The sequence below is a fragment of the Pseudomonas umsongensis genome (assembly GCF_002236105.1).
GTDB lineage: Bacteria > Pseudomonadota > Gammaproteobacteria > Pseudomonadales > Pseudomonadaceae > Aquipseudomonas > Aquipseudomonas umsongensis.
Map to the genome: position 1 here is coordinate 158,846 of NZ_NIWU01000001.1, position 20,708 is coordinate 179,553.

At 60.5% G+C, this 20,708-nt stretch carries 20 protein-coding genes; 12 read left to right on the top strand and 8 right to left on the bottom strand.

Going from position 1 to position 20,708, the window contains the following annotated elements:
* Position 1 precedes the first annotated feature (1 nt).
* From PSUM_RS00750 to PSUM_RS00770, 5 genes are all read left to right on the top strand, one after another.
* The gene (locus PSUM_RS00750) at positions 2–2,473 is read left to right on the top strand and encodes an ABC transporter permease (protein WP_083350143.1); all 2,472 of its coding nucleotides are present in this window, start codon (positions 2–4) and stop codon (positions 2,471–2,473) included.
* Positions 2,463–3,536: a lipocalin-like domain-containing protein gene (locus tag PSUM_RS00755; protein ID WP_083348808.1), complete on the top strand. Its 1,074-nt coding sequence runs from the start codon at positions 2,463–2,465 to the stop codon at positions 3,534–3,536. Before PSUM_RS00750 ends, PSUM_RS00755 begins: the two co-directional genes overlap by 11 nt.
* Before the next feature lie 116 nt (positions 3,537–3,652).
* A complete protein-coding gene (locus PSUM_RS00760) occupies positions 3,653–3,895 on the top strand; it encodes a hypothetical protein (protein ID WP_020796260.1) in 243 nt (80 codons plus the stop codon).
* Positions 3,896–4,027: 132 nt separating this feature from the next.
* On the top strand, positions 4,028–4,609 hold the full coding sequence (locus PSUM_RS00765; protein WP_083348809.1) for a hypothetical protein: 582 nt from the start codon (positions 4,028–4,030) through the stop codon (positions 4,607–4,609).
* A gap of 356 nt (positions 4,610–4,965) precedes the next feature.
* Positions 4,966–5,643 carry a type 1 glutamine amidotransferase domain-containing protein gene (locus PSUM_RS00770; protein WP_033044854.1) on the top strand — a complete coding sequence of 226 codons (678 nt, stop codon included), beginning with the start codon at positions 4,966–4,968 and terminating at the stop codon, positions 5,641–5,643.
* Between the two features lie 108 nt (positions 5,644–5,751).
* Here PSUM_RS00770 and hglS read toward each other — a convergent pair whose 3' ends face one another.
* The 3 genes from hglS to PSUM_RS00785 all read right to left on the bottom strand — a co-directional run bounded on the left by hglS (position 5,752) and on the right by PSUM_RS00785 (position 9,672).
* Positions 5,752–7,131 (bottom strand): 2-oxoadipate dioxygenase/decarboxylase HglS, encoded by a 1,380-nt coding sequence (hglS, locus tag PSUM_RS00775; protein ID WP_083348810.1) that lies wholly within the window; start codon positions 7,129–7,131, stop codon positions 5,752–5,754.
* Between the two features lie 111 nt (positions 7,132–7,242).
* Entirely contained in the window at positions 7,243–8,199 is a 957-nt protein-coding gene (locus PSUM_RS00780) for an alpha/beta fold hydrolase (protein ID WP_020796264.1), read from the bottom strand.
* A gap of 21 nt (positions 8,200–8,220) precedes the next feature.
* Positions 8,221–9,672 carry a flavin-containing monooxygenase gene (locus PSUM_RS00785; RefSeq protein WP_033044856.1) on the bottom strand — a complete coding sequence of 484 codons (1,452 nt, stop codon included), beginning with the start codon at positions 9,670–9,672 and terminating at the stop codon, positions 8,221–8,223.
* Between the two features lie 191 nt (positions 9,673–9,863).
* Here PSUM_RS00785 and PSUM_RS00790 point away from each other — a divergent pair, with 191 nt between their 5' ends.
* Positions 9,864–10,937 (top strand): diguanylate cyclase, encoded by a 1,074-nt coding sequence (locus PSUM_RS00790; protein WP_083348811.1) that lies wholly within the window; start codon positions 9,864–9,866, stop codon positions 10,935–10,937.
* Positions 10,938–11,154: 217 nt separating this feature from the next.
* On the opposite strand, the gene PSUM_RS00795 is transcribed toward PSUM_RS00790, so the two are convergent.
* Positions 11,155–12,024: an isocitrate lyase/PEP mutase family protein gene (locus PSUM_RS00795; RefSeq protein WP_020800000.1), complete on the bottom strand. Its 870-nt coding sequence runs from the start codon at positions 12,022–12,024 to the stop codon at positions 11,155–11,157.
* A gap of 201 nt (positions 12,025–12,225) precedes the next feature.
* Here PSUM_RS00795 and PSUM_RS00800 point away from each other — a divergent pair, with 201 nt between their 5' ends.
* A complete protein-coding gene (locus tag PSUM_RS00800) occupies positions 12,226–12,798 on the top strand; it encodes a histidine phosphatase family protein (RefSeq protein WP_020800001.1) in 573 nt (190 codons plus the stop codon).
* Positions 12,798–13,553, top strand: coding sequence for a precorrin-6A synthase (deacetylating) (gene cobF / locus PSUM_RS00805; protein WP_020800002.1), 756 nt, complete (start codon positions 12,798–12,800; stop codon positions 13,551–13,553). Before PSUM_RS00800 ends, cobF begins: the two co-directional genes overlap by 1 nt.
* 8 nt (positions 13,554–13,561) lie before the next feature.
* Here cobF and ftrA read toward each other — a convergent pair whose 3' ends face one another.
* Positions 13,562–14,536 (bottom strand): transcriptional regulator FtrA, encoded by a 975-nt coding sequence (ftrA, locus tag PSUM_RS00810; RefSeq protein WP_020800003.1) that lies wholly within the window; start codon positions 14,534–14,536, stop codon positions 13,562–13,564.
* Positions 14,537–14,637: 101 nt separating this feature from the next.
* Here ftrA and PSUM_RS00815 point away from each other — a divergent pair, with 101 nt between their 5' ends.
* The 4 genes from PSUM_RS00815 to PSUM_RS00830 all read left to right on the top strand — a co-directional run bounded on the left by PSUM_RS00815 (position 14,638) and on the right by PSUM_RS00830 (position 18,379).
* Positions 14,638–15,057 (top strand): rhodanese-like domain-containing protein, encoded by a 420-nt coding sequence (locus PSUM_RS00815; RefSeq protein WP_033044605.1) that lies wholly within the window; start codon positions 14,638–14,640, stop codon positions 15,055–15,057.
* A 363-nt stretch (positions 15,058–15,420) separates the two neighbouring features.
* Positions 15,421–16,200, top strand: a complete 780-nt coding sequence (locus PSUM_RS00820; RefSeq protein ID WP_083348812.1) for an ABC transporter substrate-binding protein — start codon at positions 15,421–15,423, stop codon at positions 16,198–16,200.
* Between the two features lie 188 nt (positions 16,201–16,388).
* Positions 16,389–17,501: a succinylglutamate desuccinylase/aspartoacylase family protein gene (locus PSUM_RS00825; protein WP_020800006.1), complete on the top strand. Its 1,113-nt coding sequence runs from the start codon at positions 16,389–16,391 to the stop codon at positions 17,499–17,501.
* A 161-nt stretch (positions 17,502–17,662) separates the two neighbouring features.
* Complete coding sequence (locus PSUM_RS00830; RefSeq protein WP_020800007.1) at positions 17,663–18,379, top strand: alpha/beta hydrolase; 717 nt, start codon at positions 17,663–17,665, stop codon at positions 18,377–18,379.
* Between the two features lie 3 nt (positions 18,380–18,382).
* Here PSUM_RS00830 and PSUM_RS00835 read toward each other — a convergent pair whose 3' ends face one another.
* From PSUM_RS00835 to PSUM_RS00845, 3 genes are all read right to left on the bottom strand, one after another.
* Positions 18,383–18,955 carry a DcrB/PsbP domain-containing protein gene (locus tag PSUM_RS00835; protein ID WP_020800008.1) on the bottom strand — a complete coding sequence of 191 codons (573 nt, stop codon included), beginning with the start codon at positions 18,953–18,955 and terminating at the stop codon, positions 18,383–18,385.
* A 155-nt stretch (positions 18,956–19,110) separates the two neighbouring features.
* A complete protein-coding gene (locus PSUM_RS00840; RefSeq protein ID WP_020800009.1) occupies positions 19,111–19,785 on the bottom strand; it encodes a glutathione S-transferase family protein in 675 nt (224 codons plus the stop codon).
* Positions 19,786–19,868: 83 nt separating this feature from the next.
* Complete coding sequence (locus tag PSUM_RS00845) at positions 19,869–20,657, bottom strand: hypothetical protein (protein WP_020800010.1); 789 nt, start codon at positions 20,655–20,657, stop codon at positions 19,869–19,871.
* Positions 20,658–20,708: the final 51 nt, after the last annotated feature.

Below are 20,708 nucleotides of genomic sequence, written 5' to 3' on the forward strand. Positions count from 1 at the left end.
GATGCGCATTTTTCGTGAAACCCTGCGCGCACTGCTCAGCCATTGGCGGCAGCACCCGGTGCAGTTTTTCAGTGTGCTGACCGGGTTGTGGCTGGCCACCAGCTTGCTCACCGGTGTGCAAGCACTGAACAGTCAGGCGCGGGACAGCTATGCCAGGGCCAGTCAGCTGATCGGCGGCGAACCTCAGGCCAGCCTGAGTGCATCCGGTGGCGGGACCTTTTCCCAGCAGCTGTTTGTTGACCTGCGCCGTGCCGGTTGGCCGGTGTCGCCGGTGTTGCAAGGACGGCTGACGCTCAAGGGCCACGAGGATCAGCGCCTGCAACTGATGGGCATCGAGCCCGTGTCGCTGCCGGCCGGCTCCGAGGTGGCGGGGCAGGCACTGGCCATCGAACAGGTCGTGGAGTTTTTCACCCCGCCAGGCAGTACCTGGATCGCGCCGCAGACCCTGCAGGCGTTGGGATTGGCGCCGGGCGAGCGGCCGCAGGCGTTGAACGGCCAGGCATTGCCGCCCCTGCGCGCCGAGGCTGACATGGCGCCGGGTATGCTGCTGGTGGACATCGGTTTTGCCCAGCAGATACTCGGTTTGCCCGATCAGCTATCGCGCTTGCTGCTGCCCAAGGATTTCACCGCGACACTGCCCGATTCGTTCAAGGGCCAACTTCAGCTTAAGACCAGCGACGAAGAAAATAATCTGGCGCGCCTGACCGAGAGCTTTCACCTGAACCTGGACGCCTTGGGGTTTCTATCGTTCGTGGTCGGCCTGTTCATCGTGCATGCCGCGATCGGGCTGGCGTTGGAACAGCGTCGAGGTTTGCTGCGGACCCTGCGCGCGTGCGGCGTCAGCGCGCGGATGCTGATCGCCTGCCTGGCCGTCGAGCTGGGTGCTCTGGCCTTGATCGGCGGCGTGGCGGGTGTCGTCAGCGGTTACCTGCTGGCCAGCGTGTTGCTGCCGGATGTCGCCGCCAGCCTGCGCGGGTTGTACGGTGCCGAAGTGGCGGGGCAGTTGAGCCTGAGCCCGCTGTGGTGGCTCAGCGGTATCGGCCTGGGCCTGCTCGGCGCCGCGCTCGCGGGAGCCAACAGTTTGTGGCGTGCAGCGCGTTTACCGTTGCTGGCCCTGGCCGACCCCCAGGCCTGGCATCAGGCCCATGCGCGCTGGCTGCGCCGCCAGGGCTGGGTCGCGGCGATTGCCTTGGGCATCGCGTTGCTGGCGTTGTTGCGCGGTGACAGCCTGGCCAGCGGATTCTTGCTGATGGCCACGCTGTTGCTGGGCGCCTCGTTAGCGTTGCCGGTGGTACTCAATGCCGTGCTCAATGGGCTGACGCACCACAGTTCGACGGTACTCGGTCAGTGGTTTGTCGCCGATTGTCGCCAGCAACTGCCGGCCTTGAGCCTGGCGCTGATGGCTTTGTTGCTGGCCCTGGCAGCCAACATCGGTGCCGGCAGCATGACCGCCGGTTTCCGCCACACCTTCAGCGACTGGCTGGAACAGCGGCTGACCGCCGAGCTGTACCTCAATCCACAAAACCCGACCCAGGCCCGGGAGATGTACGGCTGGCTCCAGCAACAACCGCAACTGACGGCGGTGTTGCCCAACTGGCAGGTGTCGATTCAATTGCAGGGCTGGCCGGGGGATGTGTTTGGCGTGATCGATCATCCGACCTATCGCCAGCATTGGCCGTTGCTTGAGGCCGTGGGCGACAAGCCTTGGGACAGCCTGGCGGCGGACGACGCGATAATGCTCAGCGAGCAACTGGCGCGGCGCTTGAAGGTCAGGCTCGGCGATCAGGTGACGATTGCCACGCCCAACGGTTCCTGGTCACCACGTATCGTCGGGATCTACGCCGACTACGGCAATCCCAAGGGGCACCTGCTGGTCAACGTCAACCACTTGCTGCGCGGCTGGCCACAACTGGCGCCGAACCGCTTCAACCTGCGCATCGAGCCGGCATTGATCACGCCGTTCGTGACCGCGCTGCAAGCGCGTTTTGCCCTGGAGGACAGTCGCATCGTCGACCAGGCCCGGCTCAAGGACTGGTCGACGCAGGTGTTCGAGCGCACCTTCGCCGCCACCGCCGCGCTCAATAGCCTGACCCTTTGCGTGGCGGGCGTGGCGTTGTTCATCAGCCTGTTGACGCAAAGCCAGAGCCGTCTCGGGCAGTTGGCGCCGTTGTGGGCGCTGGGCGTGACGCGCCGCCAACTGATGCTGCTCAACCTCGGGCAAACCTGGCTGCTGGCGGTGCTGACGTTGGTATTGGCGTTGCCGCTGGGCATTGCGTTGGCCTGGTGCCTGGACACCGTTATCAACGTCCAGGCGTTTGGCTGGCGTCTGCCGCTGCGGGTATTTCCCTTGCAATTGCTGCAGCTGATGGGGCTGGCGTTGTTGGCGACCTTGCTGGCGTCGGCGTGGCCGCTGTATTCGCTGTATCGCACACAACCGGCGGACCTGCTGAGGACCTTTGCCCATGAGGATTAAGCGTTGGGCGTGGCTGGTCGTTGCGTTGCTCGCTGGTTGCGATCAGCCGGCGCCGGTCGAGAAGGGTTTTGCCGGCCTCGGCAATCAAGCGACCGCCTTTACGCCGGTGGTGCCCGGTAGGGTGTTCAGCTTCCCGGCGGATCACGGCCCTCATGACGGCTTTCGCATCGAATGGTGGTACGTCACCGCCAACCTCAAGGATGAGCAGGGACGCGAATTCGGCGTGCAGTGGACGCTGTTTCGCAGTGCCTTGAAAGCGACACCCGAGGCGACTGGCTGGGCGAGTCAGACGATCTGGCTGGGCCACGCGGCGGTGACCTCGGCCTCGGTGCATCACGCCGCCGAGCGTTATGCCCGCGGCGGCGTAGGGCACGCCGGCGTTAGCCTTGCGCCCTTCAATGCGTGGATCGACGACTGGCGTTTCAGCAGTCAGGCAACGGGGACCGACCCCTTGGCCGATCTGCAACTCAGTGCCCGTGACAAGGCGTTCAGCTATCAACTGCGACTGACCTCGAATGGACCGCTGGTGCTGCAAGGGGACAAGGGATTCAGTCAGAAATCCGAACAGGGCCAGGCGTCCTATTACTACAGCCAGCCGTTTTTCCAGGCCAGCGGCCTGCTTGAGATCGACGGCGAGCGTTTCCAGGTCCGTGGCCCCGCGTGGCTCGACCGGGAATGGAGCAGCCAGCCCCTGACCGCCAACCAGAGTGGCTGGGACTGGTTTTCCCTGCACCTGGACAGCGGCGACCAGGTGATGCTCTATCGCATGCGGCAAAAAGACGGCGAACCTTACCTGACCGGAACCTGGATCGACGCCCAGGGCCAGGCGCAAATGCTCAGCGCCGACGACATCCTTCTCACTCCACAGGACACCGCCAAGGTGGCCGGGCGCACGATGCCGGTGCGCTGGTCGATCCGGATCCCCGGCAAACACCTTGATATCGTCATCATCGCCCTGAATCCCAAAGCCTGGATGGATCTGCGCATTCCCTATTGGGAGGGGCCGGTGCGGTTGAGCGGCAGCCATGGTGGGCAGGGGTATCTGGAAATGACCGGTTATTAGCGTCAAAAGATCGCAGCCTGCGCCAGCTCCCATGGGGAATCGCATTGCGTGCAACCAATCGGAACTCCGCCGGCGTCCACCTCTCTACCGTACGAACACCCCCGCAGGAGTCCGACATGCGCGAAGACCTCACACCGCCCGACCTTGACGCGTGGCAGCGCCTGTTTGAAGACGAGGCTTATTGGCAGCAGTCTCCTGACTCCTATTACATGGACTTGCAGCGCCTGGCTGACGATTTGCTGGGGCAGGGCGCCATAGATCTCGAACAATGGCAGGCGCTCAAGGCCCGGGCGGAGCAATCCCACAAGGACTCACCGGCGATCAACGTAACCCGGGAGCTGGATGATCCTGACGCATGACCGCCAGCGGCAAATCGACCGTACAAGAAACTGCGAACACTCCCGTATCAGCGTCTATGCTCATCCCACACACGGCGTTTGATCTTGTTTCGGCGCCGTTTGTCGTCATTCATCACAGGGAATGTTCTGCCTATGAAACTTCATGCACTGACCAAAGCTGTCACCCTTGCTACCTTGTTGTCCGCTGCCAGCCTCAGCGCCGTTGCCGCAGATATCCCGTTGTCTGCCGTCGTGGAGGCTGATCAAATCAGCACCAAAGTCGTGTCGGTCGATGCCGCCAAACATCAAGTGGTGCTTGAAGGGCCGGAAGGTCGTCAGGTCCACGTGCAACTGACCGAAAAGGCAAAAAACCTCGGCCAGCTGAAACCCGGCGATCAGGTCGATATCAAGGTCACCCGCTCCGTCGCGGCCTACCTCGACACCGATGTCGACAAGGGTTTGCCGGGCAGCTCGGAGCGTGCCGGCGAAGCCCGCAATGCACCTGGTAGCGTGCCTGGCGGCGAAGCTTATCGTCAGGTTCAAGTCCAGCTGCAAATCACCGACATCGACCTGAAGAAAAACCAGGTGTCCTTTAAAAACCCGGCGGGGAAGACCAAAACCATCACTGTCGAAAAACCGGAAGTTCAAGCCAAGTTGAAGGACCTGAAAGTCGGGCAAAGCGTTTATGTGACTTACACCGACATCCTGCAGGTGACCAGCAAGTCCGGAAGTTGAGTGATTTTTCACTGATTGTTCCTATGCAACTTTTTGTATGGGAACAATCAATTTTGGCCGAACTGGTGGGTTTAAATTGTTGGTTTTTAATGGAATTTGAATCGACATCCAATCGAATATGTATCGGCAAATTTCATGTTTAAATCGCGGACATATCCATAAACATCTATTAAAATACACCCCGTTCGCCCAGTGTCAGGGTTCTTTACCAGTGCATGGATTGCCGAGGCCATAGCGCTGGGCGAACACTTTTTCAAAGTACGACTGCACTTTCAATCGAATGAGGGGCGCGGGCTTAAACTTGTAACTAAGTGTTATATGTTGTGCTTGCAGTTCCGAGATGGAGTGACGACGACATGAAAATCCTGATGGTTCTAACGTCCCACGATCAGTTGGGTAACACCGGCAAGAAAACCGGCTTCTGGCTGGAAGAATTCGCTGCGCCCTATTACGTTTTCAAGGACGCCGGCGCGCAACTGACCCTGGCCTCGCCCAAGGGCGGCCAGCCCCCGCTGGACCCCAAAAGCGACGAGCCGGATGCGCAAACCGATGCCACCCGACGCTTTCGCCAGGACCCGGCGGCTCAATCCGCATTGGCCTCGACCGTCATGCTGGGCACGGTGAAGGCCGGGGACTACGACGCAATTTTCTATCCAGGCGGCCATGGACCGCTCTGGGACCTGGCGGAAGACCGTGATTCGATCGCCCTCATCGAAGCGTTCTACAACGCCGGCAAGCCGGTCGCGGCCGTCTGTCATGCGCCCGGTGTATTGCGCCATGCCAAGGACGCCGACGGCCAGCCTCTGGTCAAGGGCAAGAAAGTGACAGGGTTTACCAATAGCGAAGAAGAAGCCGTGCAACTGACCAAGGTCGTGCCGTTCCTGGTGGAGGACGAACTGAAGGCCAAGGGCGGGATTTTTTCGAAGGGGCCTGATTGGGCGAGCTACGTGCTGACCGATGGCCTGCTGCTGACGGGGCAAAATCCAGCGTCTTCACAGGCCGCGGCCGAGGCTTTGCTATCAAAATTGAAATGAACATCCTGTAGGAGCCCGGCTTGCCGGCGAAGGCGCCCGATAGGCCAACGCCATGCTTAAGGACGCCTTCGCCGGCAAGCCGGCTCCTACAAGGGTCGTCAGGTTAGTTTAGTGACCCAGGGCGGCTAGGCACTGCTCGATCGAGCGCTGTTGCGTTTGTGCATACAACTGCAGTTCATCAATCGTCGAACGCCCCAGGGCTTTTTCGAACGCCTGCTGGTTGGAGTGCACGCCGTAGTGGGTTTGCGCCGCATCGCCCAGGTTTGACTGAAAGATCCCGGCCGCGCTTACCGGCAGGAAATCCTCGTAGACCAGCGGTTCAACGCGCAGATACCCGCCGCTGACCAGATCTTCGAGCGTCATGGTTTTCAGTTCAGCCGCAGCCAGGCCTTTTTCCGTCACAAAGTAGCGAAAGAACGCCAGTTCCTGTTGGCGCATGCCCTCATAGGTGTCGGGAAACTCGCTGAAGTGTTGCGCCATCAAATCGTTGTAGCGGGCGGCATTGGCTTCGTTGGGGAAGTCCTTGAGTTCGTCCCGGGCGGCATTGAGCAAACGGTCGTACAGCGCCCGGCCCTTGGGCGTCAGTGCGGCACCGCGTTGTTCGATTTCACCGAACCGGGCGCTGTGGCTGCCGCGAGTGTCGGATTGATCGGTGAAGGCAACGGGCTCGTCAAGCGCCTTGAAACTGGTCTGGCGCAGCAGGATTGGGAACTGGCGGCGGGGCGGGCCTTCGATCACCGCTTTGGGGGTGATGCCGTGCACTGGCATCTGCGCCTGCACAATGTCGATGTCCAGGGTGCGTGGCGTCAGGTGATTGATGTGCGGTCCCTTGAACGCCACCACATCGGCAATCAGGCGATGCTGGGCGCTGAGTTTCTGATACTGCTCGGCGGTGACGGTGGCGCTGTGGTGCCAGCGGAAAGTTTCCAGGGCCTGGTCGACGAACTCATCGGCCTCTTTTTCGCTGAGGCCGCCTTGGGATTCGGCGCGTTCGATCAGCGTAAGGGCGGCGGCGGTGAAGATCGAACGCTGATCCAGCACCGACTGGGCAAAGGCCCGCAGCTCCAGGTCTTCGATCAATTCCAGGCGTAGCAGCGAGGTGAACACCCGGAACGGGCTGACCTGCAAAGACGCTTCATGCACCGCGCGAAACGCCGTGGAATGCACTGGCACCCCGGCCGGAGTCAGGTCGTAATAACCCACCGGCTGCATGCCCATGACCGCGAACAGGCGGGCGAGGGTGGCCAGTTCTGCGGCGGTGCCAACGCGGATTGCACCATGACGCTCCAGGTCCAGGCGCTCGATTTCGCCGGTGCTGTTCAACTGCTGGGCCACTTGCGGGTCGTTGTCCAGCACGTGACGGTTGGTCTGTTCCACCAGTTCCATCAGCGCGCCATACAGCGGCACTTCTTCGCGGTACATGTCGGACATCGCTTTGGAGAAGCGTTGGCGGATCAGGTCGGGGCTGATGAAGCTTGGCTGGCTCATGAACAAAATTCCTGGCGCGTTGACGAGAAGGATGGGCGAAAAGATCGCAGCCTTCGTCGACGCCGGCAAACGAAGTTTCTGACGGACTTCATTCTGCAAAGGACTGCCAGTTCAGTGCAGTCGTTGATCCTGAGGGCTTTCCGAGCGCAGCGATGCCAAAAACTCCCGATACAGGCGTGCCGAACCGGCGGGTGCTTCGAGCATCGGCATGTGCCCGATGCCTTCCCATATTTCCACCCGCAGGTCCGCCAGGCCCTTGCTCCAGATCGCCACGCTGCTGACATCGATCAAGCGATCCTTGCGCCCCCAGAGCAACAGTGCCGGCGCCTTGATCGCTGGCAGCCTGGGTTCCATTGGCGGGCTGGCGCGAAAGTCGCGGAAAATTTCTTCCAGTTCGTCACGCGACTGTTGGTAGCGATGGGCGACGGCATCCAGCACCACGCGCGGCACCCAAGGTGGTTCGGCCATGGTCATGCCATAGAAGTATTTGAATTCTTCCCGTGAGTGGATCAGGAACGGGTTGTGGCCCCTGGCCAAATGCCGCTCCAGGTCACTGGGTTCTGGCGCGGTCACCCCGGCAGGGTCGAACAGGGCGAGCGAGGCAATGCGCTCCGGATAGTTGGCCGCCAGCCAGGCTGCGATGTAGCCGCCCATCGAGTTGCCGATGACATGGACCTTATCGACCCCGCAGACATCGAGCAGCTGGATCATGCGTTTGGCTTGCAAGGGAATGTCATAGCCGCCACCCGCCTTGAAGCCGGTTTCGCCATGGCCGGCGATGTCGGGGATGATCACCCGGTAGTTGCCGACAAAGTGCCGGGCAAAACGCAGCCACAGGTTCTTGTCGGCACTGAAGCCGTGGAGCATCAACACGTTGCTGGACGCCTCATACGGCCCGCCTTGCCAGGTCGAGACGGTCATTTCGGCGATGGGCACGACGATCTTGTGCAATTTGTACAACTTGGCTTCGACGGCCACGCTCAAGTCGTACAGCCAGTACCCGATGGCCGGGTAGCTCAACCAGCTCCAGGCGGCAAATACCGCGATAGCGACAACCAGTAAAAGCATCAGCGTCTTCCTTCTATCTGATCAGGACACGATGTGGTCCGCCGGTTTCAGGGTTCGGGTCAAGCGATGAAAGCTGAAACTGAACCCGGGAAACATGGCAATCACATGACCGCTCTTGCTTTGATACCAACTGTGGCAGCCTCCTGACTTCCACACGGTGCGTTTCATCTCTCTATGGATCATTTCAGTGTAGGTACGTTCTGCCTCGGGGCGTACTTCGATGCTGCGCAAACCGCGTGCTTTTATCGTGCGGATGCAATCGAGGATGTAGTTCATTTGCGATTCGATGATGAACAGTGCTGATGTGTGGCCGATTCCAGTGTTCGGCCCGGTGACGATAAACAGGTTGGGGAAGGCCGGCAGGCTGGTGCCGAGATAGGCGCGCGGATATTGTGCCCAGACGTCCTTGAGGCAGATGCCGTTTTTTCCCGTGACGGGGTAGGAAATCACCCCGTCGGTAGCGTCGTAACCGGTGGACCAGACGATCAGGTCAAGGTCGATGTGCTGGCCGTCCTGCATGAGGATGCCGGTTTCATCGATGGCCTTGATGCCCTGTTCGCGGCTGTGCAATGTCACGTTGGTGCGACACAGCGCGGGGTAGAGCGTGCTCGACAGAATTACCCGCTTGCAGCCGATCGTATAGTCGGGCGTCAGTTTACGCCGCAGTTCGGCGTCCGGCACTTGGCGTTTGAGAAAGCGCAGTGCCTGATGCTGCACCATGCCGATTGCCGGCTTCGAGTATTTGAAGGCAATCACCCGGGTTTCGAATTGCCAGTAGATCATCCAGCGCAGCAGCTTGTAGGCCGGTTTGAGGCCGAGCAACCAGCGCTGGAAGCGGCCAAAGGTGCGGTCGGCCCTTGGCAGTACCCAATGCGGCGTGCGCTGGAACACATGCAGGTGCTCGACATCCGGGGCTATCGCCGGAATCACTTGGGCTGCGCTGGCGCCACTGCCGACGATGGCTACACGCTTTTGCCGGTAGTCGTAGGAATGATCCCAATTGTTGGTATGAAAAGATTTGCCGCTAAAGCGTTCCTGACCTTCGAAGTGTGGGATCACCGGTTGGCTCAAGGGACCGGTGGCATTGATCAGGAACTGTGCATAAAAAGCGCCCTTGGTGGTGTGAACCGCCCAGCGTTTATGTTCTTCGTCCCATTCGACACGCTCGACATTGGCCTGCAGCTCCACCTTGTCCCGCAGGCCGAAGTGCTCCACCACGTAGCGGGTGTAGCAGTGCAGTTCAGCCTGTTCGGCGAACATCTGCGTCCAACGGTAGGGCGCGAACGACAGCGAATAGAGTGGCGAGGGCACGTCGACTGCGGCGCCCGGGTAGGTATTCTGGCACCAGGTGCCGCCGAAGAAATTCCGTCGTTCCAGCAGGCGAAAATCGTCGATGCCGGCCTTGAGCAAATTGATCGCCGCGCACTGGCCGCCAAAACCGCTGCCGATGATCAGCACTTCGAAGGTGTGCATGGGCCTCCTGTTCAACGTTGTGATTCAGTCCTTCACTTCATGTATAGCCGTTTCTGCAGATTCAACGATTTGCAGGCGACGGGAGTTCGTCCCGCCAGCCGGTGATGGCTATTTGCCGTTGCCCTGTTAGACTTCGGGCACACCCTGCAATCGCGGTGTGAACAGGTTCGTTCTGTGGTGCAGAGGTCCCAATGGGAAAGACGGGAGGAAAAGGACTTTCACTGGCCAAGAGGCTCTACACATCGCGCATCCTTGGCCTGGTGTTAGGTTTGATCTGCGTGAGTGTGGCGATGTATCCCCTGGACCCGGCACCCTGGGTATGGGGGGTGATGCTGTTCAACGGCTTGCTTTGGCCTCACCTGGCCTATCTGTGGGCGCGACGCGCCAAGGCCGCTTATCACGCTGAACACCGCAACTTGTTGATCGATGCCTTTATGGGCGGTTTCTGGGTCGCCGCCATGCAGTTTAATCCGCTGCCCAGTGCCACCACCTTGTCAATGATGGCCATGAACAACGTCGCCATCGGCGGTTTGCGTTTTCTCCTGGTGGGCAGTGTGGCGCAGCTACTCGGCGTGTGCGTCGGCTGGTTGATCTTCACCCCGGCCTTCATTCCAGAAACCAGTCAGCTGCAGCTTTACGCCTGCTTGCCCTTGATGTGTTTTTATCCCATCGCACTGGGCTGGATCTGCTATCGCCAGGCCTATACCCTCGGCAGGAAAAAGCGTGAACTGCTGGCCCTGAGCCGCACCGACAGCCTGACCGGCCTGCTCAATCACGGCGCCTGGAAGGATCAGTTGGAGATTGAATTCCAGCGCTGCCAACGCCAGCAGCAGGGCGGGGCCATTGCCCTGATCGACATCGACCACTTCAAAAGCATCAATGACACCTACGGCCACGTTGCCGGTGACATCGTGCTGCGGCAACTGAGCAAGATGCTCAAGCAGAACCTGCGGGTGAGCGATGTGGCCGGGCGTTATGGCGGCGACGAGTTCTGCGTGATTCTTCCCGACCTGCCCTTGGGCAGTGCAGCTGCGGCCATGGACGCCTTGCGCGACCGCTTCGCGACCCTGGGCTACGAGCAAAACCCGTCACTGAAAGTCAGCTTGAGCATCGGCCTGGCAGCCTTCGACGTATGCCACGCTGACGCGACCCTGTGGCTCAACGACGCTGACCAGGCGCTCTATGAGGCCAAGACCACGGGGCGTAATCGTGTTATCTGTAGCAGTAATGACCGGCCTCACCACGAGTTGCTTGACTCGGTCTGACCTTCTGCGCCGCCCCCTGTAGGAGCTGGCTTGCCAGCGATGACGAAAAGGCTTACTTGCAGGCTTTGACGGGGCGTGGATCCACGTTGGTAGAGGCGCCGATGGAGGTAGTCTCAGGTTGACGGACAGGCTCAGGGCGTGAAGGGGCGGGTGGATCAAGAGCAAGAGCAAGAGCAAGAGCAAGAGCAAGAGCCGGCCAGAGCCAACCCTTCAGCCCTTACTCTTTAACATGCATGAACTCCTCCGCCCAACGGATGTATTCCTCTGGCTGGGTGTAGGTATGCGTCAGTTCGGTAGCGCTGAGATCTGCCGCCTGGGTAAATATCTGGCGCTGTTCGCGCAGGCTGTCGTACGTCGCCTTGATGGCGGCGAAGTAGGCGCCGTGGCCGTCGATGACGACTCGCACGCCCAGTTCGGCGAGGCGTTTGTCGTCACGCAACAACGGATTGCCGTAGGTCACCAGCATCAGGGGCACGCTCAGGTGTTCGGCGATCTGCTCCAGGTGGTCGAAATCCTTTACCCCCACCATGCAGATGCCGTCCGCGCCGGCGGCTTGGTATTGCTTGGTGCGGCTGATGATTTCCTGGACCGGCAGGATGCCTGCATGGGTGCGGGCGATGATTGCCATTTCCGAGTCGCACCGGGCTTCCAGTGCCGCGCGAATCTTGCCGACTCCTTCGGCGACCGTGATCAGGTCCGTGGATTTTCGACCAAATTGTGCTGGCAGCAAGGTGTCTTCGATGGTCAGCGCGGCCACGCCGGCACGTTCCAGCTCAACGATGGTGCGCATGACATTGAGCGCGTTGCCGTAACCGTGGTCGGCGTCGGCAATCACCGGCAATTGGGCGACGCGGCCGATACGGGTGGCCTGTTCGGCGAATTCGCTGAGGGTGATCAACGCAAAGTCCGGGGCGCCCAGGACCTGCAAAGACGCGACCGACCCGCCAAGGATCCCCACCTCGAAACCGAGGTCAGCAGCGATGCGTGCCGACATCGGGTCGAAGACCGACGCGGTGTGATAGCAAGTGTTGGAGGCGAACAGTTGGCGAAAATTGCGGCGCAAATCTTGATGAGAAAGCCTGGACATATGAGTTCCACCAATGGAAATGGAAAGGCTTGAGCAAAAGTGTCAACACCGAAGAAGTGGAAGGCTATCACGTGGGCCGGTCTGAAATGATGACGAATTTGCAGGTTTTCCGGCCAAGACGATCTGTCTTACGGCACAATTGTGCAATGACTGACGGCCAGGCACTGATTTTCCTATTTATCCCATAGAGTGATTTTTTTCGTGCAGGCAACCCGTTTGACCTTGATCTGCCACGCTCGAACCCAGGCACAGAAACTGGCGCGCTTTCCTTTGGACGAACCCCTGGAGATGGATTGGCAATCGGCGCGTGGCTCTCGGGGCGCTCGATTCTCGCAGGCATCGCGCCTGCTGTGTGCTCCAGAGTTACGTACACGACAGACCGCCGAGCTGTTCGGTACGCCCGTGGAAATCGTCGACGCCCTGCGCGATTGCGACTTTGGTCATTGGCGCGGCATGCGAATCAGCGACCTGCAAAAAAACCAGGACGAACGACTTCAGGCCTGGCTTGCCGACCCACGTTCGGCACCCCACGGTGGCGAGTCGGTGGCGCAAGTCGGCAAACGCGTCGCCACCTGGTTGAAAACCCTGGAAGCGCAGCCCGGCCATGTACTTGCCGTGACCCATCCATTCGTCATGCGTGCCGCATTGATGCACGTGCTGCAGGGTTCAGCCTTCAACCTGATCGATGTCGAGCCGCTGTCGACGATAGACCTGCAGTTCCATGGTTGCTGGCGGCTCCGGCTGTCGTGCAACGATAACGAGAGAATGCCTTGATGAAAAAACTGCTGGTCATCGGCATCGGCGCCGGCAACCCTGACTACATCACCCTGCAGGCCGTGAAGGCGCTGAATCGGGTGGATGTTTTTTTTATCATGGACAAGGGCCAGAGCAAGGATAAGCTGATCGACCTGCGCCGCGAGCTGTGCGAGCGCCATATCACCGATCCGCACTACCGTTTTGTCGAAGCCTCGAGCCCGGAGCGCGAGCGTGGCGACGTCGACTACAGAACCAGCGTCGATGCGCTGAACCTGGCCAAGCAGCGAACCTTCGAGCGGCTGATCAATGAAGAACTGGCCGATGACCAGTGCGGCGGTTTTCTGGTGTGGGGCGACCCGGCGTTGTACGACAGCACCATTCGCATCCTGCAGGCGATCCTGGTTTCAGGCACCTGTGCCTTCGAGTTCGAGGTAATTCCCGGCATCACCAGCGTCCAGGCGCTGGCCGCGCAGCACAAGGTGGCGCTTAATCAAATAGGCCGCTCGGTTGAAATTACCACCGGCCGGCGCTTGGCCGCGGGGCAGGTGAGTGATGCCGACAGTCTGGTGGTGATGCTCGACGCCCAGGATGCTTATCAGCATGTTGAGGATCGGCAGACAGAGATTTACTGGGGCGCCTACCTCGGGACGCCGGATGAAATCCTCATCAGCGGCAAGCTCGAGGAGGTAGCGCAGCAGATCGAGCGGGTGCGCAAGGCGGCCCGGCAGGCCAATGGCTGGATCATGGACACCTATCTATTGCGCAAGCCCTGAAGCACCCCTCAGGAGATGCGCTTGTCCGTTTGCCCAAACCGTTCCCGGTACACTGACGGCGGCAGGCCGACCACATTGCGAAATGCCACGCGAAAGCTTTCCACTGAACGATAACCACACAGCTGGGCGATTTGCTCGGTGTGCTGGTCGGTGCTTTCCAGCAATTCCCGGGCACGCCCCAGGCGCTCATGTTGCAACCAGGTCTTGGGCGACTGACCGCTGGCTTCGGTGAAACGGCGCAGGAACGTGCGCTCGCTCATGGCGGCTTCGCTGGCCAGGTCGCGAACCTCCAGCGGTTCGTGCAAACGCTCGCGTGCCCACTGCATGACGCGCGAAAGATCGCTGCGCGGCGTAGGACTGACCGGTGTCGGAATGAACTGTGCCTGGCCCCCGGTGCGTTGCGGTGACATCACCAGGCGCCGCGCCACCGAGTTGGCGACCTGGGTACCGAAGTCCCGCGCCACCAGATGCAGGCAGGCGTCGATACCGGCTGCGCTGCCGGCCGAGGTGATCAATTGACCCGAGTCGACATAGAGCACGCCTGGGTCCACCAGGATATTCGGGAAGCGTTCGGAAAGCTCCGCGGTGTAGCGCCAGTGAGTGGTGGCTCCGCGACCGTCGAGCAAGCCGGTAGCGGCCAGTACGAACACCCCCGAGCAGATCGACAGTAACCGCGCGCCCCGCGCATGGGCCTGGCGCAGGGCCATCAGCAATGCCTCAGGCACGGCTGCATGACGATCGCGCCAGCCGGGAATGATCACGGTCCGGGCTTGTTCCAGCAGCTCCAGGCCGCCATCGGCCAGTACTCGGATGCCGCCCATGGCGCGCATCGGGCCTTGATCGACGGCCGCGATCTGATGGCTGTACCAAGGGAAATCGAACTCTGGCCGCGCCAGCCCGAAGATCTCCACGGCGATGCCGAATTCGAAGGTACATAGGCCGTCGTAGGCCAGGATCGCGACCAACCCTGGGGAAGCATGCATTTGGCGGAAAATTCCCGGTGAGTGTCTTGTGCGCCACTTTAGCCCCTGGCGCCGCGTAGATAAAGTCTGTTCACACCCACTGACCTTCCGGAGCCCTGCCCATGACCAGCCTCGTGCGCGAAATACCAGCCGCCCCTTCAGCCATTGCCTTGATGCATTTCAGCAACCGCCTGACATTCGAAACCGACTGTTCCGACGTCTACGCCAGCCAACAGGCCGGTGAAGTCGATTTTGTCCTGGTGGATGTGCGGGGGCCGCTGGCGTTCGACCGGGGGCATGTACCTGGCGCGATCAACATTCCCGGGCGACTGCTCACCGCCGATGGTTTGCGTGACTACCCGAAAACCAGCCTGTTCGTGGTCTATTGCGCCGGCCCCCACTGCAACGGTGCGAACAAGGCAGCGGTGAAACTGGCGGCGCTGGGTTACCCGGTCAAGGAAATGATCGGCGGCGTGACCGGGTGGCTGGACGAAGGGTTCGCGTTGAGTGCGGCGAGTGCCGCTGTCGGCTGTGCGTGCTGACCCCCTGTAGGAGCGAGCATGCTCGCGATGCACCTGAGAACGCCGCGGGGTGTCAGGTACCCCGCGTCATCGTTGACGACCATCGCGAGCATGCTCGCTCCTACGTGTCGGTGGCGACCACGGATCGACGTCTCGGCAAACCTCGTCCTTTGTAGGAGCGAGGTGGTTTTCTATCGGACGTTGCACCGCTTTAGCGCATGCTGGATTCGCTTGCGCGTCGCTGACCACTTTCCGTAAATATTTGTCGCCTCCAAATAATTTACCCTGTGAAGGCCGCTCTAGACTGCCGGCCACTTCGGTTTCCCGGCCACAAGCTACCGACCGAAAGCTATCAATAAAAGTCTCCGCACACAGGAGTTATAAATGAAAAAGCTAGTGATGTTCGGTGCCCTGGCACTGTCGATGTTGTCCCTGACCGTCGTGGCCGCGGATACCAAGCCCATCCGCATCGGTATCGAGGCCGGTTACCCGCCGTTCTCGATGAAAACCCCTGACGGCAAACTCACCGGTTTCGACGTGGACATCGGCGACGCACTGTGCGAGCAGATGAACGTCAAGTGCACTTGGGTCGAGCAAGAGTTCGACGGCCTGATTCCTGCGCTGAAGGTCAAGAAAATCGACGCCATCCTCTCGTCCATGACCATCACCGACGATCGCAAGAAAAACGTCGACTTCACCATCAAGTACTACCACACCCCGGCGCGTTTCGTGATGAAGGAAGGTTCCGACGTCAAAGATCCGTTGACCGAGCTCAAGGGCAAGAAAGTCGGTGTCCTGCGTGCCAGTACCCATGACCGTTTTGCCACCGAAGTGCTGCAACCGGCAGGGATTATCCTGGTGCGCTACGGTTCCCAGCAGGAAGCGAACCTGGACATGGTGTCCGGTCGCGTCGACGCACTGCTGGCCGATTCGGTCAACCTCGACGACGGTTTCCTGAAGACCGACGCCGGTAAAGGTTTCGCTTTCGTGGGGCCTGAGTACAACGACCCGAAATACTTCGGCGGTGGCGCCGGGATTGCCGTGCGCAAGGGCGATACCGCCTTGGCCGAGCAGTTCAACAAAGCCATTACCGAGATCCGCGCCAACGGCAAGTACAAGCAAGTTCAGGACAAGTACTTCAAGTTTGACGTTTACGGCGAGTAATCGAGCCGTTCAAAAAAATGGCCCCGTTGACGCGGTGGCCATTTTTTTATGCTCATGATTTATCCTCCCTATCACATTGCTCACTGTAGGAGCTGCCGCAGGCTGCGATCTTTTGATCTTGCTTTTAAAAAATCAAAATCAAAAGATCGCAGCCCGCGGCAGCTCCTACAGAAAATCGGAGTCTTCCCATGCAACGCATCGACCATTCACTGCCCTGGAGCCACCTGGGGACCGAGCGCACCCTCAGCGTGTTTCGATATGGCGCAGGCACCCGCAAAGTCTATATCCAGGCCAGCCTGCACGCTGATGAACTGCCAGGCATGCGCACGGCCTGGGAGCTCAAGCAGCGCCTGGCGGAACTGGAAAGCCAGGGTCAACTGCAAGGCCTGATCGAACTGGTGCCGGTGGCCAACCCCATCGGTCTCGATCAGCACCTGCAAGGCAGCCACATGGGTCGCTTCGAACTGGGCAGCGGCAAGAACTTCAACCGCTCGTTCGTCGAACTCAGCGCACCGGTAGCGCAGCGGGTGGGTGATCGTCTGGGCAGCGATGCCGAGGCTAACATCGCCTTGATTCGCCAGGCCATGGGCCAGGTACTCGACGACCTGCCGGCCCCGGCGTCGCAACTCGAAGCAATGCACCGCCTGTTGCTGCGCCACGCCTGCGACGCCGACATCACCCTCGATCTGCATTGCGACTTCGACGCGGCAATCCACCTCTACGCCTTGCCGCAACACTGGCCGCAGTGGCAATCGCTGGCGGCGCGCCTGAAAGCCGGGGTGGCGTTGCTGTGCGAAGATTCCGGCGGCAGTTCCTTCGACGAATCCTGCTCTTCGCCCTGGTTACGCCTGGCCAGGGCTTTCCCCGAAGCCGCCATCCCACCGGCCAACCTGGCAACCACGCTGGAGCTTGGCAGCATGGGCGATACCCGGGTCGATCAGGCCCGGGCCAATTGCGAGGCGATCCTGGGCTTTCTCGCCGAGCAGGGTTTCATCAAGGGCACCTGGCCCGTGGCACCGAGCGAGTGCTGTGAGGGCATGCCGTTTGAAGGCACTCAATACCTGTTCGCACCGCATCACGGCGTGGTCAGCTTCCTGCGCGATGCCGGTGAATGGGTGGAGCAGGGCGATGCACTGTTTGAAGTGGTCGACCCGCTGAACGACAAGCTCACTACCGTGCGCGCGGGCACCAGTGGCGTGTTGTTCGCGATCGATCGTGGTCGCTATACGCAACCGGGCACCTGGCAGGCGAAAGTGGCGGGGCGCAAGCCGATTCGCGTTGGGAAGTTGATTAACGATTGAGGGGAGATTCATTGCACGCCTCGTGATCGGTGGATGCACGGGTGAGAGGGGATGAGCCCGGTTCTGGTGCAGTCGATTCGGCAATCGTGCCACTGTTGGGAGTCGCTCCAACGAAGGTGCTAGGCTCTGTCCTGAATCCTGCGCACGGTGAAGGAAGGTTTATGCTGAAGTTTCTCGCTCTGTTCACGCTGCTGGCATCCGCCACTGTCCACGCTCAACCCCCCCTGCAAACCGATCTGCCGCTCAAGTACATGGAACAGGTCAACCGCGATTCCAGCGGGCAGCCGCTGGTGATTTTTCTCCACGGCTATGGCAGTAACGAGCAGGATCTGTTCGGCATCAAGGATGACTTACCCAGCGAATACAACTACCTGTCGGTGCGGGCGCCGATGGTGATGCAAGAGGGAAGTTACCAGTGGTTTCGCAAGAAAGGCGAAGGTGCCTACAACGGCGAGACAGATGACCTGAAGTCCAGCGGCCAGTTGCTGCTGGAGTTCATCACACTGGCGACGAACAAATATCACACACAACCGCATAAGGTGTTCCTGGTGGGGTTCAGCCAGGGCGCGATCATGTCCTACGAAGTCGCCCTGCGGCGTCCCGAAGCGGTGGGCGGGATTGCCGCGTTGAGCGGGCGGATCCTGCCGGTGCTGCGGTCCGAGCTCAAACCGGATGAAAAGCGCGAGTCGCTGGCGATTTTCATCGGCCATGGCACGGCGGACCAGCGCCTTCCCTTGAGCGATGGCACCGAAGCCAACAGCCTGTTGCAAAGCGTATCACTGGAGCCCGAGTTCCACGCTTACCAGGGTGTCGGACACAGCATCAGTGCCGAAGAACTGCAGGACTTGAGCGCCTGGCTGCAGCGCCTCAACCCCTGAGGCTTATTTGCCGCTGACGATCTGCTTTATCAGGGTTTCGTGGGCCGCCATGTCGCCGGGGCGGGAGATGACCTGAATCACGGTCATGCGGTTGCCCGATGCCGCCATCAACGTGGTGTTGAGGGTCGTGCCGCCGCCCTGGGTGGCGGTGCTGTCGACCTGGCGCACGCCCAGTCCTGTTGCCTTCAGGGTCAGGCTTTTTTCGCTGAGTTTGTTGTAGTCCGGCAGGGCTTGGTGTTGCGCCGAGTCGAAATCGGCCGCGGTGCCGTCGAGAAACTCGCCGTCGTTGTCCTTGACCTTGACCCCCTCGGGCAGGCTGTTTTGCGCAGCGATCACCACGGTCTTGGTGGTTTCATTGGCGTACATGGTGCCGCTTGCGCCCGTGGGGCTGGCTGGCAACGGGTTGGCGATGAAACCCTTGGGCAGGGTGAAGGTGAACTTGCCGTCGAGCATCGAGACCTTCTGCCCCTGCACCGTCTCTTTGGCGGGGGCCTTGGCCGCCTGCACAGTCAAAGCCCCCAGGCTGGCAGCTGCTGCCAGCAACAGGACAACGGCTTTTTTACTCAACAGTGACATTCGAAAACTCCAGGGATGGTCGCGCGGTGGGGGCGCGATCATCCCATGGAGGTCGTGACGCATTCCAGTGCGGGCTAACGGACGGTCACTCACTCCAAAGAGCAGGCGCCCGCCGTGATCACTCATTTTCATCACCTTCGAATGTCGTGAACGTCTTACCGGGCCTGGTTCTGCGGGAACAGGTTACGGCGAGTTTCTTCGTCGAATTCGGCCTTTAACACCAGCTTCTCTTTCAGGCCCAGGGCTCGCTGGGCCGCCGGGCGGGCGCTGATTTCGTCAAACAGGCGCTTGACGTTGGGGTAGGCAGCCAAGCCGTTTTCGCCAAGGATGTACGGCGCATAGTTGGCCCAGCCCCAGAGTGCCATGTCGGCGATGCTGTAGCTGTCGCCAGCCAGGTACTGATGGTCGGCCAGACGCTGGTCGAGTGCGCGATAGTGGCGTTCGACTTCCTTGAGATAGCGATTTTTCGCGTAGGGCAGGTCCTCTGGGGCGTGATGCAGGAAGTGCACGGCCTGGCCGGAGAACGGCGACAGGCCGGTGGCAATGAACATCAACCACGACAGCAACTCGGCGTTGCCGGCAGCGCTGCTGGGCAGGAAACGCTCATGCTTTTGCGCCAGGTGCAGCAGGATGGCCTGGGAGTCGAAAACCGTCGCTTCGCCATCGACCAGGGCCGGAACCTTGGCGTTCGGGTTGATCGCGAGGAAGGCTGGCAAGTGTTGCTCGCCCTTGAAGGTGTCGACGCCGATCAACTCATAGGGCGTTTGCAGTTCTTCGAGCAGCAGGGCGACTTTCATCGGGTTAGGCGAAGGATGGAAAAAGAATTTCATGGTGTAGGCCTCAGTCGGGATTGGTTTGGAACTGAGGCTGATGGTGGAGCAAACCTGTTCGATTGACGTACGAGGATGTTGCGCTACTCGTTCGAAATGGTTGAACGTGTTGCCTGGGGAGCGGGTTTCGCCAGCAACCGCCTGGTGACGCCGAGCATGGCTACCGAGACGGCCACGCCAACACCAAAACCCATCATGCCCATGCTGGGCAAGGTCAGCGTCACGACCAGGCAAAAAGCGGAAAATGAATACATACCGGTGGCCGTTGCCCGCAGTAACGCGGCGGTAAACGCCGGGCCTCGGGTTTGCTGGGAGAACACCGCCATCACACTGCCCAGCACCGGGAACACGGCGAGCAGGCCGCTCCAGCGGTCGCCAACGGTACTCGCGAGCCAGGTGACAGCCAGGGTCAGCAAGGCGCCGGCAATCATGCGCAGCAGCAATTTATCGGACTTTGGCGCCGGTCCTGAAACGATTGGCTGCACGGCCGGGAATAAGTGCGGCGCGGCCAGCAGTGCAGTGGCGGCGGCAATCACCGAGAGGGGGAGTGACGGTGGGAGCAACGACAGGACCACGGCAACCAAGGCCCATACCAGGAGCGAGATCGTCAATGCCAGCGGCCATTTTGCGCGTTGCGCGACCTGCGCATAGGTCACGCAGAAGGCAATCATCGCGAACATCGCCGACAGTGCGGCCATGGCCGACTGGGCGGCGAATGCCTGGCCTTGCTCGATGGCAAGGAACAACAGGATAGGCCCGACCACCACCGGCAACCCCGACAACCAACCCGCCACGCTTGGCCCCCAGCGTTTGCCCGCCAGGGAGATCAGTAGCAGAAAGCCAGGAATGACCAGTAATTTGAGCATCAACACGCGCACGTCTCCGACCTGTGTATGGGCGGCAACGTTAGCATCTAGCGGGGG